This window comes from Mesorhizobium newzealandense (assembly GCF_042682145.1).
GTDB lineage: Bacteria > Pseudomonadota > Alphaproteobacteria > Rhizobiales > Rhizobiaceae > Mesorhizobium > Mesorhizobium newzealandense.
On sequence record NZ_JBHUGZ010000001.1, the window covers coordinates 117,036 to 131,493 of the forward strand.

12 protein-coding genes and 1 pseudogene are annotated in these 14,458 nt (G+C 64.7%); 2 read left to right on the top strand and 11 right to left on the bottom strand.

Annotation, left to right across the window (positions count from 1 at the left end; genetic code table 11):
* Position 1: 1 nt before the first annotated feature.
* From ACFSOZ_RS00565 to ACFSOZ_RS00595, 7 genes and pseudogenes are all read right to left on the bottom strand, one after another.
* Positions 2-999, bottom strand: a pseudogene (locus ACFSOZ_RS00565) (ABC transporter ATP-binding protein).
* Positions 1,000-1,209: 210 nt separating this feature from the next.
* Positions 1,210-2,301, bottom strand: coding sequence for an ABC transporter ATP-binding protein (locus ACFSOZ_RS00570; RefSeq protein WP_379092211.1), 1,092 nt, complete (start codon positions 2,299-2,301; stop codon positions 1,210-1,212).
* Between the two features lie 4 nt (positions 2,302-2,305).
* Positions 2,306-3,235: an ROK family protein gene (locus ACFSOZ_RS00575; protein ID WP_379092214.1), complete on the bottom strand. Its 930-nt coding sequence runs from the start codon at positions 3,233-3,235 to the stop codon at positions 2,306-2,308.
* On the bottom strand, positions 3,235-4,278 hold the full coding sequence (locus ACFSOZ_RS00580; RefSeq protein ID WP_379092217.1) for an SIS domain-containing protein: 1,044 nt from the start codon (positions 4,276-4,278) through the stop codon (positions 3,235-3,237). The genes ACFSOZ_RS00575 and ACFSOZ_RS00580 overlap by 1 nt, the downstream gene beginning before the upstream one ends.
* A 61-nt stretch (positions 4,279-4,339) precedes the next feature.
* Positions 4,340-5,215 carry a carbohydrate ABC transporter permease gene (locus tag ACFSOZ_RS00585; protein WP_379092220.1) on the bottom strand — a complete coding sequence of 292 codons (876 nt, stop codon included), beginning with the start codon at positions 5,213-5,215 and terminating at the stop codon, positions 4,340-4,342.
* Between the two features lie 8 nt (positions 5,216-5,223).
* Positions 5,224-6,111, bottom strand: a complete 888-nt coding sequence (locus tag ACFSOZ_RS00590) for a carbohydrate ABC transporter permease (RefSeq protein WP_379092222.1) — start codon at positions 6,109-6,111, stop codon at positions 5,224-5,226.
* A gap of 99 nt (positions 6,112-6,210) precedes the next feature.
* On the bottom strand, positions 6,211-7,470 hold the full coding sequence (locus ACFSOZ_RS00595) for an ABC transporter substrate-binding protein (protein WP_379092225.1): 1,260 nt from the start codon (positions 7,468-7,470) through the stop codon (positions 6,211-6,213).
* A gap of 195 nt (positions 7,471-7,665) precedes the next feature.
* Between ACFSOZ_RS00595 and ACFSOZ_RS00600 the strand changes: the two genes are divergently transcribed.
* Together ACFSOZ_RS00600 and ACFSOZ_RS00605 are read left to right on the top strand one after the other, a co-directional pair.
* A complete protein-coding gene (locus ACFSOZ_RS00600) occupies positions 7,666-8,706 on the top strand; it encodes a Gfo/Idh/MocA family protein (RefSeq protein WP_379092228.1) in 1,041 nt (346 codons plus the stop codon).
* A 5-nt stretch (positions 8,707-8,711) separates the two neighbouring features.
* A complete protein-coding gene (locus ACFSOZ_RS00605) occupies positions 8,712-9,476 on the top strand; it encodes a GntR family transcriptional regulator (RefSeq protein WP_379093775.1) in 765 nt (254 codons plus the stop codon).
* A 43-nt stretch (positions 9,477-9,519) separates the two neighbouring features.
* On the opposite strand, the gene ACFSOZ_RS00610 is transcribed toward ACFSOZ_RS00605, so the two are convergent.
* From ACFSOZ_RS00610 to ACFSOZ_RS00625, 4 genes are read right to left on the bottom strand one after another with little or no spacing between them, the layout of a single operon-like run.
* A complete protein-coding gene (locus ACFSOZ_RS00610; protein ID WP_379092231.1) occupies positions 9,520-10,416 on the bottom strand; it encodes a dihydrodipicolinate synthase family protein in 897 nt (298 codons plus the stop codon).
* A 29-nt stretch (positions 10,417-10,445) separates the two neighbouring features.
* Positions 10,446-12,521, bottom strand: coding sequence for an ABC transporter ATP-binding protein (locus ACFSOZ_RS00615; RefSeq protein WP_379092234.1), 2,076 nt, complete (start codon positions 12,519-12,521; stop codon positions 10,446-10,448).
* Positions 12,518-13,426 carry an oligopeptide ABC transporter permease gene (gene opp4C, locus ACFSOZ_RS00620; RefSeq protein WP_379092237.1) on the bottom strand — a complete coding sequence of 303 codons (909 nt, stop codon included), beginning with the start codon at positions 13,424-13,426 and terminating at the stop codon, positions 12,518-12,520. The genes ACFSOZ_RS00615 and opp4C overlap by 4 nt, the downstream gene beginning before the upstream one ends.
* Positions 13,419-14,375: an ABC transporter permease gene (locus ACFSOZ_RS00625; RefSeq protein ID WP_379092241.1), complete on the bottom strand. Its 957-nt coding sequence runs from the start codon at positions 14,373-14,375 to the stop codon at positions 13,419-13,421. Before ACFSOZ_RS00625 ends, opp4C begins: the two co-directional genes overlap by 8 nt.
* Positions 14,376-14,458: the final 83 nt, after the last annotated feature.

Genomic DNA, 14,458 nt, shown 5'->3' on the forward strand with positions numbered 1-14,458 from the left:
CTCAGTTCGCCAGTTCGCGTTCGACGTCGCGGGCCCAGTCGACGACGACCCTGTCGCCTGTCGCCAGCGCCGAACCGCCGCGCGAGCGCGAATGCAGCCTTGCTCCCTCTTCCAAGACAATCTCATAGAGCGTGTCGGAGCCGAGGAAGGTGATGGCTGAAACCGCTCCCCTGGCGTGGCCCCTGGCGCCATCCGAAGCCGGCGACACGACGATGTGTTCGGGGCGGACGACGATCGTCTTCGCCGGGTCGCGGCCAAGGGCTGCACCCGGCAGCAGATTGGACTCGCCGATGAAGTCGGCGACGAACCGGTCCTGCGGGTTGTCGTAGATGTCCCGCGGCGTGCCGACCTGCAGCACGTCGCCACTGCGCATCACTGCGATCCGGTCCGACATGGCCAGTGCCTCCTCCTGGTCGTGGGTGCCAGCACGAAGGTGATGCCGGTTTCGCGCTGCAGGCGCTTCAATTCGCTCTGCATGCCCTTGCGCAATTTGAGGTCGAGGGCCGACAGCGGCTCGTCGAGCAGAAGCACGCTGGGCTTGGGAGCCAGCGCCCGCGCCACCGCGACGCGCTGCTGCTGGCCGCCCGACAATTGCGCCGGGCGGCGCGTGGCAAAGCCCTCGAGCCGAACCATTTCCAACGCCTCCCGGACCCGCTCGTCGATCAGCGATTTCGTTGCGTTCTGCATTTCCAGCCCGAACGCGACGTTCTCGGCGACGCTCATGTGCGGGAACAGCGCGTAGCTCTGGAACACCGTGTTGACCGGCCGCTTCTGCGGCGGCAGAGCGGCGACGTCGCTGCCGGCGATCCGGATGGCGCCCGAGCTCGGCGCCTCGAAGCCGGCGATCAGGCGCAACAGGGTCGTCTTGCCGCAGCCCGAGGGCCCGAGCAGCGTGAAGAACTCATTGTCGTAGATTTCGAGGCTGACCTCGTTCAGCGCGTGAACCGGACCGGCGTCCCTGGTCACGAAGGATTTTGACACGCTTTGGATGTCGATCATGACCGGCAAATTCCTGGGACTCGATGAGATGGCCGGGCGTGTCGAAGGCCATCGCGGCTGTTCAGAACCGCGCCTAAAAATTCGCTCCAAAATTATATTTGTCAACAAATAATATATTGTTTTTGCTTTCTGACACGCGAAAGTGTGGCAGGGACCCGGCAATCCTCCGCGCCGACGCCTTCGCATGTCGTGGCGATACGCCGGTGGCGTTCAGAGCACCTTGCCGCTGTCGGGATCGAGCAGGTGCATATGGGCCATGCCGAGCGAGAGCGTCGCCACCTCGCCGGGCTTCGGTGTCGAAACCGGATCGATGCGCGCCGTCGCCTCCGCGCCGGCGATCAGCACGTGCAGCAGCGTCTCCATGCCCATCGGCTCGACCACCTCGACCGGCGCCTTGATGTCGACGACGTCGGGCCGCTCCCGCTGCTCGGTGATATGCTCGGGACGCAGGCCGAATTCGAGTTCGCGCCCGACATGGCTGGCATAACGTGCGGTACGGGCAGCCGGGACGGCGAGCGCCGTGTCATCCGTCAGCACGACCGCGAGCCGGTCGCCGCGCGCTTCCAGGCGGCACTTGAAAAAGTTCATGCCGGGACTGCCGATGAAGCCGGCGACGAAGCGGCTGGCCGGCTCATGGTAGAGATCGTTGGGCGGGCCGATCTGCTCGATGCGCCCCTTGTTCATCACCACGACACGGTCGGCCAGCGTCATCGCCTCGACCTGGTCATGGGTGACGTAGACCGTCGTGGTGGCGACCATCTGGTGCAGCTTCTTGATCTCGGCGCGCATCTTCACCCTGAGCTTGGCATCGAGGTTGGAGAGCGGCTCGTCGAACAGGAAGACTTTCGGCTGGCGCACCATGGCGCGGCCCATCGCAACGCGCTGGCGCTGACCGCCGGACAGCTGGTGCGGCTTGCGCTGCAGGAGTTCGCTGAGATCTAGGATGTCGGCGACACGGGCGATGCGCTGCGTCACCTCACCGTCCGGCACCTTGCGAATGCGCAGGCCGAAAGCCATGTTCTGCGCGACGGTCATCTGCGGATAGAGCGCGTAGCTCTGGAAGACCATCGCGATATCGCGATCCCTGGCCTGGACGTTGGTGACCAGCCGGCCGCCGATATGGATCTCGCCGCCGCTCGGCCTGTCCAGTCCCGCCACCATGCGCAACGTCGTCGACTTGCCGCAGCCGGACGGCCCGACGAGGACAACGAATTCGCCCTCGGCGATTTCGAGATCGATATCGTGCACGACCTTCAGATTCTGGAAGCTCTTGGAAACCTGCCTCAGTTCTACATCCGCCATGGCGCTATTCCTTTGCCGTCGGCGCGAACATGTCGAGCGCGAGCGCCGCAGCACCAATCACGCCGGCGTCGTTGCCATGCTCCACCGCCACAATCACCGGCGGGCGGCCGGGCTTGAGCAGCACGAAATCCCTGACATTGCGGGCAATGCGGTCGGTGAAGAACGGACCGGCAAGCGCCAGGCCGCCGCCGATGATCGCCGCCTCGATGTTGAGCATGTTCGACATGATGCCGATCATCTGGCCGAGCCAGCGTGCCACTTCGTCGACAACCTGCAGCGCGATCGGCTCGCCCTGCTTGGCAAGATCGCAGACCGCCTCGGCGTTGGTGGCGTCGGTGTCCGGCTTGAGCTGGCGATAGCGGTTGACCAGCGCGCGGGCGCTGGCCAGGTTCTCGACCATGCCCGGCACCGGGTCGGCAATGTCGGTGCGGGCCGGATCGAGCGAGATGCAGCCGAGCTGCGGCGGCAGCCCGTCCGGGCCGTCGATGACCTTGCGGTCGATGACCATGGCGCCGCCGATGCCAGTACCGAGCGTGAGCAGCGCAAAGCGGGAGAAGGGACGTCCGGCACCGTGGCGCATCTCGCCATGGGTGGCGCAGACGGCATCGTTGCGGACGATGGCCGGGACGCCAAAGCGAATGCCGAACATCTTCGACAGCGAACCCTTCAACAGCGCCGGGATCGCCGGGCAGCGGCCGTTCAGCATTCCGGTCTCGAAATTTGGCGTGCCCGGCACACCAATGCCGATGGCCGCGATGTCCGGAAACTGCCGCGTCAGATCCTCGGTAGCCCTGGTGACCAGATGGACGAAATCCGGGAACTCGATGTCCCGATGCACCGGGACAGTGCCGCGCGCCAGCACCTTGCCCGAACCATCGACGGCGCCGAGCTTGACCAGGCTGCCGCCAATGTCGATTCCGATCGCGGTTACCATCAGGCCTCCTTGCGGATGCGCACGTTGAGCCGGCGTCCGAGGTTGGGATAGATCATCTTGTCCGGATCGATGCCGCGCGCGATCGCCAGCTCGCAGCCATACCATTGCAGCGGCATCGGCGCCCAGCAACCGGCGAGCCATTGCTGCTCCGGCGCCGTCGGCCAGCTGACATCGAGATCGAAGCGGGTCGGGTGGCCGGAGAGATTGAGGACCACCGTTCGCGGCCCGAGTTCGGCCAGCGCCTCGCCAAGGTTGGCGGCGACCTTCGCTTCTGTCGCGGTCTGCGCGATGGCGATCACCAGGCTGTTGTCCGTCGTGCCATAGACATGGCCATGCAAGGCTTCTTCGGTGTCGAAGGCAGCGGTCGGCACGCCGCTGATCTCGGCGATCTTGAGCGACGCCTCGAGCGCTGTGCCGAGATGCGTCGCCTGTCCGGCGACCAGTATGTAATCGGGGACGCCGAAGCGGGCGATCAGGTCCTTTGCAGCGGCCAGACCGGTTTCCGCCGTCTGCTCCAGTTGCGCGAGCAGTCCGGACAGATCGACCGTCTTGTTGGCGAGCTTGGCGGCAACCGCCAGCACCGAAATGACGGTGGCCGTGTAGCCCATGGTCTTGGGGCCGACCGTCTCCGGGCCGATCGGCATGACGATCACCTCGGCACCGGCCTCGGTAATGAGGCTGCCCTCCTCACCGGTAATGACCAGCGTTGGAAAACCGCGCGCCACGGACAGGCGCACCGCTTCGATGGTGGTGATGCTCATGCCGGACTGCGAGGCGGCCAGAACCAGCGTGCGCTGGTCCGATGCCCTGGGCGGCAGACGCAGGAAAGCTTCCGGCTCCTTGGCGATCACAGACGCCCCGGTGCCCTCCTCCAGCGCCTCGGCGCCGGCCAGAAGGGCATTCATCGACGAGCCGGTGCCGAGCAGCACGATCCGCTCCGGCTTCTGGCGCAGGCTGGCGAACCGGTCGAGATCCGCGCCGATGGCGGCGGGCAGACCGGTCAGGGTCGCGGGCTGCTGGCGGATGTAAGTGCCTATCTGCATCTTGATGTTCCATCAGTTCGAAATTGGAGGTCTTGCGAAAATCCGTCCTCGGGACGTCTGGTTATTTGCTGTAGCCCTTGCTGAGGCCGCTGATGAATTGCCGCGAGAACAGGGTGAACAGCAGGACGAGCGGCACAGCGCCAAGCGTCAGCGCGGCGAGAAGTGCCGGATAGTCGTTCATGAACTGGCCGACGAATTGCTGCACGCCGAGCGTCACCGTCTGGTTCTGCCGGCTCGGAGCCAGGATCAGCGGGAACCAGAGGTCGTTCCAGACCGGCAGCATGGTCAGCGCGGCCACCGCGGCGAGGCCCGGTCGAACCAGCGGCAGCACGATCCAGAAGGTGCGCAGCTCACTCGCCCCATCCATGCGGGCCGCCTCCTTGAGATCGGTAGGCACCGTGCGGAAATAGGTGACCATCAGCGTCACCGCGATCGGGATGCTCATGGCGGTGTAGACGAGGATGAGCGCCGCCAGCGTATCCATTAGCTTCCAGGCGAGCATCATCTGGATGAGCGGGATGGTGCCGAGCCGGATCGGCAGCATGATGCCGAGCACGAACAGGCCGCCGAGCAGCGATGCGACCCGCACACGGTATTCGACCAGGGCGAAGGCGGCGAGCGTCGACAGGACCACCGTCAGCACGATCGTCGTCACCGTGACGATCAGGCTGTTGCGGTAGTTGACGATGAAATTGCCACGGGTGAAGACCCGCTTGTAGCCTTCGAGGCTGAACGTCTTGGCCGTCGGCAGGTCGAACGGGCCGCCGAAGATCGCCGGCGTCGTCTTCAGCGAATTGATGATGACGATCAGCACCGGCCCGATTGCCAGTACGACGAAGAGGATCAGCAGCGCGTGCACGATGATGCGCTCGACCGTCCAGGGTTCGCGATCCTGGCGACGGCGGGCAACGGGGATGGTGAGGTCCGGGGCGCTCATGTTCGCCCCTAGACCGAGTATGACTTCAGGCGGCGCTGGATCAGCCAGAAATAGGCTGCTGTCACCAAGAGAACCGTGAGGAAGATGACCGTTGCGACCGCAGCACCAAGGTCGAGATCGGCAAGCTGCCCGCTCGAACCGAAGAAGGTGCGGTAGAAATAGGTGCCGAGAATATCGGTGCTGTAGTTCGGCCCGGGTGCCGATCCGTTGAGCGCGAACACCAGGTCGAAGCCGTTGAACGTCCAGATGTAAGTGAGGATCGCGATCAGGCCGAACTGCGGCGCGATCAGCGGAAACTTGATCTTCCAAAACGTCGTCCAGCCGCCGGCGCCATCGATGTTGGCGGCTTCGACAAGCTCGTTGGGAACCGCCAGGAGGGCGCTGTAGAGGAAGACCATCGGGATGCCGAAATACTGCCAGACCGACATCAGCGAGATGGTGGTGAGTGCGGTCGATTCCGTGCCCAGCAGCGGAAAGCCGACCAGCCCCCAGAGCGGATTGATAATCAGGCGCCAGACAAAGCCGACGATGACCACCGACAGCGTCGCCGGTATGAACAGCAGCGTGCGGTAGATGCCTTCCGACCGCGCCAGTTTTCCCGACGTCAGCAACGCCGCCAGCAGCAGCCCCATCGGCACTTCGACAATCAGATGGATGGCGAAATACTGCATGTTGTTCAGAAGCGCATTCCAGAAGCGGGCGCTGATCGTCGGATGAGTGAACAGGCGCTGGTAATTGGCGAGGCCGACAAAGGTGTCACCGGAGGCGCCATTGGTCTGGAAGAAGCTCATCACGATCGAGGTCGCCAGCGGCAGCACGGCAAAGACCAGATAGACGGCCAGAGCCGGCAGCACGAACAGCAACAGGTTTCTGTGGGCGGCAGCGGGAGATATCAACTGAAGACCTCATGTTCACGCCGGCATGGATGCGCGGCGTGCCCGGAGGCTTCGCGCATGCCTCGCCGGCTGGCAAGGCATGCGCGAGGCGTTCCCAGGTTACTTCTTCTGCGGCCCGTACCAGGAGGCGAGTCCGGCCTGAAGCTCGGTCGCGACCTGCTGCGGGGTGACGTCCGACTTGGTGAACATCACCTGCAGCAAGCGCCAGGTCTCGTCGTCGAGAGGCGGCGTGCCGGCGCTCAAACGATCCAGCGCCAGCCGCGGCGTCAGCTCAGCACCTTTCTTCAGGTCGGCGAAATCCTGCGCCAGCTTGTTCTTGTAGGTGACCGGCTTGCTGCTCATGGCAAAGAAGCCAGGCGCGGCGTTGACGTAGAGTTCCTGGAATTCAGGCCCGGCAACCCAGTCGAGGAAGGTCTTGGCAGCTTCCTTGTGGGTGCTCTTGGCATTGATGCCGATGCCCATGTCCGGCATTTCCTGCAGGTAGCGCTGGTCGCCGGCCTTCGGCACCGGCGGACCGAACACGCCGACATTGAGGCCGGTCGAGGTCGCCTGGTTGATGTCCCACGAGCCGTCGGGGAGGATTGCCGCCTTGCCGAGCGTAAACAGCTGCGTCATGTCGGCATAGTTCAGGCTCTCCTGGCCGGCGGGCAGGAACGGCTTCCAGGCTTCGAACGCTGCAATGGCATCGACGAATTCGGGGTCGGTCAGTTTCTTCTTGCCGTCGATCAGGCCGAGCCGGCCCTCCTCGCCTTTCCAATAGGCCGGGCCGATGCTGTAGAGGCCGTTATAGGCGAGTTGCCAGGATTCGGCCGAGCCGTAAGCCAGCGGCGTATAGCGGCCGTCCTTCTTGATCGCCTGCAGGACATCGATGAACTCGGCGCTGGTGGTCGGCACCTTGAGGCCCAGTTCCTTGAAGATGTCGGCGTTGTAGTAGAAGCCGGCGAGTACCGCGGCGACGGGCAGACAGTAGGCCTTGTCGTCGGCGCCCGACCACGCTGCACGAGACGTTTTGTCGAAGTTTTCCAGGCCCGGCAGCCCTTCCAGCGGTTCGAAATAGCCGCGCTTGATCCATTCGCGGTTCACGTCGAAGGGGCGGCAGGTGATCAGGTCGCCGCCGGCGCCGCCTTCGATCTGCGACTGGACCGCAGCGTTGTATTCATTGGTGTTGATCGGCGCGAACTCGACCTTGATGTCGGGATGCTTGGCTTCGAAGGCGGGCAGGATGGTGTCCTGCCAGACCGCGATATCCTCGGTGCGCCAGCTGTTCAAGGTGATGGTGACCGGGTCTGCAAAAGCGGCGCCTACGCCACCTGAAAACATCACGCCAAGCGTTGCCGCCAGCGGGATCGATACACGCATGGAACGCATTTTCCTGCTCTCCCTCAAGATGGTGCCTCGTGTGGATTCACGATTTTGCACTGTTGCCTGGGACCATACCTACTGATACATGTTGTGACAAGTGGTATTGTGTTGTCTTTTCCTGTTGAATGGCCTCGCGTCCCGAACGGGCACGGCAAACAGACAGGGCACACGGTCTGGATTTGGGAGGACTTGATGATTGGAGTTGGAATTCTGGGCTCGGGCTTCATCGCCGAGACCTATGCGGACTCGCTGCTCGACGTGCGCAACGCCGAGCTCGTCGCCTGCTCGTCTCGCAGTTTCGAACGCGCGGAAGCCTTCGCGAAAAAATGGGGTCCAAAGGTTACCGCCCACAGGGATATCGACGCCCTTTGCGCCGATCCGGCTGTCGAGCTCGTGGTGATCGCGCTGCCCAACGAGATCCATCTCGAAGCCGTCGGGATTGCCGCTGGGCACGGCAAGGCCGTCATCTGCACCAAGCCGTTGGCACGCACGGGCAAGGAAGCGCAGGAAATCCTCGACATCGTCCAGCGCGCCGGCATCTGGCACGGCTATGCCGAATGCGCCGTGTTTTCCCCCAACATCGCCAAGGCCCACCAGATGATCCAGGCGGGCGGCATCGGCAATCTCCTCACCATGCGCGCTCGCGAAGCGCATTCGGGGCCGCATGCGCCGCATTTCTGGAACGCCGAGCTCGCCGGTGGTGGCGCCCTGCTCGACATGGGCTGCCACACTGTCGAAAGCGCGCGCCACTTCTTCGGCAAGGACAATCTGATCACCGAGGTGATGGCGTGGGGCGCAACGCTGGTCCACGGCGACAAGACGACCGGAGAAGACACCGCGATCGCGCTGTTGAAATTCACCGGCGGCCAGCTCGCCACGATCGAATCGTCATGGATCGAGAAAGGCGGCATGCAGCTTCGCCACGAACTGGTCGGCTCGGCCGGGCGCATCGTCACCGATACTTCGGTCGGTCCGGTCTGGGGCTTCATCGAAAAGCCGGTGGGTTATCTGGTCGAAAAGGCCGATTCCGAGACTGGCTGGGTCTATCCGGTGCCCGAGGAAACCCGGGCCTACGGTTTTTCACAACAGATGCGGCATTTTGTGGAACACTTCGCGGCGGGGACAACGCCACTGGAAACCTTCGAGGACGGCGTCATCGTCAACCGGGTAATTGACGCCTGCTACCGTTCGATGCGAACCGGCGTCTGGGAGAAGGTGAAGGCGGATGGGTGACTGAGATGGAGGGCTCGCCACTGCAGTCGGACGGACCCGAACCGCTCTGGCGGCAAGCGGCCGATGCGATCCGGCAGGAGATCGCCACCGGCAAGCTTGCCTCGGGCGCGCGCCTGCCGGCCGAGCGCGACCTGTTCACGCGCATGTCGATCAGCAGGGTAACCTTACGCAGGGCGCTGCAAAGCCTTGTCGAGGAAGGTGTGCTGACGCCTTCGCACGGGCGCGGCTGGTACGTCTCGGCCAAGGTCCCGAAGGAGTTTCCCAACACGCTGGAATCGTTCAGTGAAACCGCGAAGCGCCTCGGCCTGACACCCTCCTCCGACGTGTTGCGCGCCGCGGAAGCGCCTGCTTCGCTGGACGAGGCCGAAGAGCTTTCGATCGCGCCCGGCGCGACGCTCTTCCACCTGGAGAGGATCCGGCGCCTCGACCAGGTTCCGGTCGCCGTCGACACCTCGTTCTTCGCCCTCGCTCTCGTTCCCGATCTCAGCGGGATCGACTTTCGAACCGCGTCGCTGTTCGGCTTGCTGATCGATGCCGGCGTCGACCTGGCCCGCGCCGAAACGACGATCGAGGCGCGCGGCGCGGATCCTGTACTGGCGCGTCATCTCGACATCGACGTCGGCAAATCGACCCTGGTGATGCGCCAGCTCATCGTCGATGCGGCCGGCCGGCCGCTGCTCTCCTCAACGATCCGATATGCCGGCGACCGCTATCGCCTCCGCACGTCGTTTTCACGGACAAGCAGGTCCTCGGGCCGCGGTCCCGGCTAGCCCAAGACTTCTCCGGGACCATCACCGTTAACGCTGGCTCAGCTCACGCCAGCCATTCTTTCACCGCCGGGCGAGCAAGAACCGCGCGCATCCGGTCCTCGGCGTCGGCAACAGCCGGCGCCATCGGGGCGCGGGTCGGGCCGCAATCGACGCCGATGACGCGGAAAGCCGCTTTCATGCCCGGCAGAACGCCGGTTTCCAGCAGCACCTCGACGAAGTCCTGCGATACCATCTGCAGCGTTTTCGCCCGTTCCAGGTCGCCGGCGCGGATCGCCTGGTCCACCGCCACGTAGAGCCTGCCGAGCAGATTGTAGGTGGTGCCGATGCCGCCATCGGTGCCGAGCATGCCGGCGGCGGCGTAGATCTCGTCGAAGCCGTAGTAGAACAGCTTTTGCGGCTGCCGCTTGCGCAGCAGCGAATATTTGAACAAGTCGGTGGAGGTGTATTTGATGCCTACGACATTGCCGAGATCGAGCAGCCGGACCAGCAAGTCGAGCGGTAGCGGCCGGCCGGTGCGCAAGGGGATCTCGTAGACGATCAGCGGCAATTCCGTCGCCGCCGCCAGCGCCTGGTAGTAGCCAAAAACTTCCTCGTCTGAGAACGGATAGGAATGCGGCGGCAGCGCAGACAGCGCGTGATAGCCGAGCTTTTGGGCCTGCCGCGCCAGGCGGATGGAATCGCGCAGGTTCGGCATGCCGACATGGGCGATCAGCCTGGTGCCGGTGCTTGCCGCGCCGGCGAACACCACCTCTTGCTGAGCCAGCAATTCGTCCACCGTCAGCAGACCGGATTCGCCGCTGCTGCCACCGACATAGAGCCCGGCCAGACCCTGGCGCAGGACATAGTCGTTGATGTTGCGCTGGCGCTGCGGATCGAACTCGCCGGCATCGCTCAGTCCGGTCATCAAGGCGGCATACATGCCCGCCAATTCCTTGGTCATTTTGGGGATCCTCGGTCTTTCCAGGAGTGTCAAAGGGTGGCCTCGCCGGCATGGTGGCAAGCGACGAGATGCTGGCCGGAAACGGGCGAGCCGAAATCGCGGACCGGCGGCTCCACCTTGGTGCAGATTTCCGTCGCCATCGGGCAGCGCGGATGGAAATGGCAGCCGGGCGGTGGCTTCGACGGATCGGGCACCGCGCCGCCCAGCACGATGCGCCGGCGTGTTCCGCCGGCTTTGGGATCGGGCACCGGGATCGCCGACAGCAGCGCGCGCGTATAGGGATGCAGCGGGCTGCCGAACACCACCGCGGTGGTGCCGGTCTCGACGATCCGGCCGAGATACATCACCGCGACGCGGTCGCTGAGGTAGCGGATCATCGACAGGTCGTGGCCGATGAACAGGTAGGTCAGCCCGAGGCGCGCCTTGAGATCGTCGAGCAGGTTGACGATCTGCGCCTGGATGGAGACGTCGAGCGCCGAGATCGGCTCGTCGGCAATGATGAATTTCGGATTGGCGACCAGCGCACGGGCAATGCCGACGCGCTGGCGCTGGCCGCCGGAGAGCTCGAACGGGTAGCGGTTGCGCAGCGCTTCCCGCAAGCCGACCAGCGCCAGCAATTCGCTGACACGCACATCGCGCGAGGCGCGCGTGCCGATCTTCTGGGCGCGCAGCCCCTCGCCGACGATGCGGCCGACGGTCATGCGCGGGTTGAGCGAGCCGAACGGGTTCTGGAAAACCATCTGCATGTCGCGCTGGCGCTGCTTGAGCTGCTCGCCTGTTGCACCGGCATAGTCCCTGCCCTCGAACAGGATGCTGCCGGCGCTCGGACGCTCGAGGCCGAGCACCGCGCGGCCGGTCGTCGACTTGCCGCAACCGCTTTCACCGACCAGCGCCAGCGTCTCGCCGCGCAGCACCTCGAAGCTCACCCCGTCGACGGCGTGCACCGCGCCAACCTGCCGCCTGAGCACACCGCGCCGGATGGGGAAATGCACCTTGAGGTCGGAAACGACGAGCAGCGGTTCTTGCTTTTGTGCGGCTACGGCAAGCTTGTCTGCAGCGGCTGCCGCCCTGCGCGGCAATCGCTCCACCTGCCGCCAGCGCCAGCATGCGGTGGTGTGGCCGGCGCCGACCGTTTCCAGCGGCGGCTTTGCCTCGCGGCAACGCGCCTCGGCATGGTCGCAGCGCGGCGCGAAGGCGCAAAAGGTCGGCGCCAGTGTGACGTTGGGCGGCGCGCCCTTGATCGGCACCAGCCTGGTGTTTGCCGCCGTCAGCGACGGAATCGAGTTCAACAGGCCGATCGTATAGGGGTGCGTCGTCTTCGAAAACAGCTCGTTGACCGGCGCGCATTCGACGATCGAGCCGGCATACATCACCGCGACGCGATCGACGAAGCCGGCGACCAGGCTGAGGTCATGGCTGATCCAGATGATCGCCATGCCGAGCTGTTTTTGCAGGCGCGCGACCAGTTCGACGATCTGCGCCTGGATGGTGACGTCGAGCGCCGTCGTCGGCTCGTCGGCGATCAGAATCGACGGCTTGCAGACCAGCGCCATGGCGATGCCGATGCGCTGCAACTGGCCGCCGGAGAATTGGTGCGGAAAGGCGCGCATGCGCTGCGGCGCGTTGGCGATGCCGACCAGGTCGAGCATGTCGAGCGCCTGGCGTTCGGCTTGCGGCTGGCTCAGGCCTTGATGTTCGCGCAGCGCCTCGGTCAGTTGCAGGCCGATGGTCAGCACCGGGTTCAGCGACGACATCGGATCCTGGAAGATCATCGCGATGTCGCGGCCGCGGATCTGGCGCAATTCGCTATCGGGCATGGCCAGAAGGTCGCGGCCGCGATAGAGCGCGCGGCCGGCGGTGACCCGGCCGGGCGGCTTGCGGATCAGACCCATCAGCGTCTGCGCGGTGACCGACTTGCCGGAGCCGCTTTCGCCGACGATGGCCAGCGACTCGCCTTCGGCAAGCTGGAACGAGACGTCGTTGACGGCATAGACCGAGCGGCCTTTTGGGCCGAACTCGACGCTCAACCCTTGCACCTCGAGCACGGGTCCCTGCCCCGGCGCTGTCGTTGGCTTGCGACCGGCTAGCACATCCACGCCCATCATTTCGCGCCCCCGCCCATGATATGCTGTGGGTCGAGCGCGTCCCGCAGGCCATCGCCAACGAAATTGATGCTGAGCACGGCAATCGCAATCATCGCGCCGGGCGGGATCCACATCCAGGGCTGGCTCTCCAGGATCGACAGCGTCCGCGCGTCGCGCAGCATGTTGCCCCAGCTGGCCGCCGGCGCCTGCGCGCCGAGGCCGAGGAAGGACAGCGAGGCCTCGAGCAGGATCACGGTGGCGACGTCGAGCGTGATCGCCACCAGGATCGGGCTCAGCACATTGGGCAGGATGTGCTCGAGGATGATGACCGAGGGCGAGGTGCCGAGCGAGCGCGCGGCAAGCACGAATTCCTGGTTGCGCAGCGAAAGGATCTCGCCGCGCGTCAATCGGGCGATCGACGGCCAGCTGAGCAGGCCGATGACCACCATGGTGTTGAAGATGCTGGGTCCGACCACGGCGACGAAAGCGATGATGATGACCAGGCGCGGAAAGGTCAGCACCATGTCGATCAGGCCCATCAGCAGGAGATCGACCTTGCCGCCGAAATAGCCGGCGACCGCGCCGACGAAGATGCCTATGGCCGCCGAGATCGCCACCGCGATGAAGCCGACCGACAGCGAGATGCGTCCGCCATAGAGGATACGGGCAAAGATGTCGCGGCCGGTGCCGTCGGTGCCCAGCCAATGGACGCCTCCAGGCGGCTGATTGCGGCCGCGCAGGTCGATGTCGTTGGGGCCGTAATGCGCGATCAACGGCGCCAGCACGCAGGCGAGCACGATGATGGCGAGCATGACCAGCCCGAGCGTCGCCAGGCGGTGGTTGAGGAAACGGCGCGCCGCCTCGCCCCACAGGCCACGCGAGGCGCCGGAGGCAACAGGTACATCGGCGACGGTGGCGTCAGTCATAGCTCACCCGCGGGTCGAGCACGCTGTAGGCAAGGTCGATCGCGAGGTTGGCCAGCATGACGATGATGGCGGTGATCAGCACATAGCCCATGATGACCGGGCTATCCCGGTTCACCACCGCGTCGATGAACATCAGGCCGATGCCCGGCCACTGGAAGATCGTCTCGATCACCACCGAGCCGCCGAACAGCGTCGGCAAAGCGAGACCGAAGACGGTGACCAGCGGGATCAGCGCGTTGCGTAAGCCGTGGCGCAGCGTGATCGTACTCGGCCGCAAGCCCTTGGCCTTGGCGGTGCGCATATAGTCCTTGTTGAGCACTTCGAGCATGCCGGCCCGGGCATAGCGCATGAAGATCGCGGCGCGGAACAAAGCGAGTGCGGCGGCCGGCAAGATCAGATGCCTGAGATTGTCGACGAGCGAGAAACTGTCGCCGGCGGTCGAAATGCCCGATGACGGCAGCCAGCGCAATTCCAGCGCAAAGACATAGACGAGCAGCAGCCCCATGAAGAAATCCGGGATCGACACGCCGACAAAGCCGCCAAGCGTCAGCGAATAGTCGGTCAGCCGGTATTGCCTGAGCGCCGAGATCACCCCCAGCGTGGTGCCGACGAGGAAGGCGACGAGCAGCGCCACACCCATCAGCTCGAGCGTCATCGGCAGCCGCTCACCGATGATCTCGCCGACGCTGCGGCCATTGACGAAGGAGCGGCCGAGATTGCCGTGCAGGATCTGGCCGATCCAGTTGAGGTACTGGATGTAGAGCGGCTGGTCGAGGCCGAGCTCGCCACGCCGCATCGCGATCAGCGCTTCGCTCGACGGCGCCTCCGCCGTGATCATCGCCAGCACGGCATCGCCCGGCATGGCGTGGGCGATGGCGAAGACGATCACGGTGACGCCGAACAGCACCGGAATGCTGAGCAGCAGTTTTCGCAGGAGATAGCTTAGCATCGGCTTCTCCTATGGCTGAAGAAAGCTCTTGAGGTGGTGGATCATGAGGCTCCGGCGGAGCCCCACGATCGTTGAACGAGGAT

Bases quoted from the DNA above. Each gene is read 5' to 3' on its own strand.
- ACFSOZ_RS00570 (WP_379092211.1), bottom strand. From the start codon at position 2,301: ATGGCGGATGTAGAACTGAGGCAGGTTTCCAAGAGCTTCCAGAATCTG.
- ACFSOZ_RS00575 (WP_379092214.1), bottom strand. From the start codon at position 3,235: ATGGTAACCGCGATCGGAATCGACATTGGCGGCAGCCTGGTCAAGCTC.
- ACFSOZ_RS00580 (WP_379092217.1), bottom strand. From the start codon at position 4,278: ATGCAGATAGGCACTTACATCCGCCAGCAGCCCGCGACCCTGACCGGT.
- ACFSOZ_RS00585 (WP_379092220.1), bottom strand. From the start codon at position 5,215: ATGAGCGCCCCGGACCTCACCATCCCCGTTGCCCGCCGTCGCCAGGAT.
- ACFSOZ_RS00595 (WP_379092225.1), bottom strand. From the start codon at position 7,470: ATGCGTGTATCGATCCCGCTGGCGGCAACGCTTGGCGTGATGTTTTCA.
- ACFSOZ_RS00600 (WP_379092228.1), top strand. From the start codon at position 7,666: ATGATTGGAGTTGGAATTCTGGGCTCGGGCTTCATCGCCGAGACCTAT.
- ACFSOZ_RS00605 (WP_379093775.1), top strand. From the start codon at position 8,712: ATGGAGGGCTCGCCACTGCAGTCGGACGGACCCGAACCGCTCTGGCGG.
- ACFSOZ_RS00610 (WP_379092231.1), bottom strand. From the start codon at position 10,416: ATGACCAAGGAATTGGCGGGCATGTATGCCGCCTTGATGACCGGACTG.
- ACFSOZ_RS00615 (WP_379092234.1), bottom strand. From the start codon at position 12,521: ATGATGGGCGTGGATGTGCTAGCCGGTCGCAAGCCAACGACAGCGCCG.
- opp4C (WP_379092237.1), bottom strand. From the start codon at position 13,426: ATGACTGACGCCACCGTCGCCGATGTACCTGTTGCCTCCGGCGCCTCG.
- ACFSOZ_RS00625 (WP_379092241.1), bottom strand. From the start codon at position 14,375: ATGCTAAGCTATCTCCTGCGAAAACTGCTGCTCAGCATTCCGGTGCTG.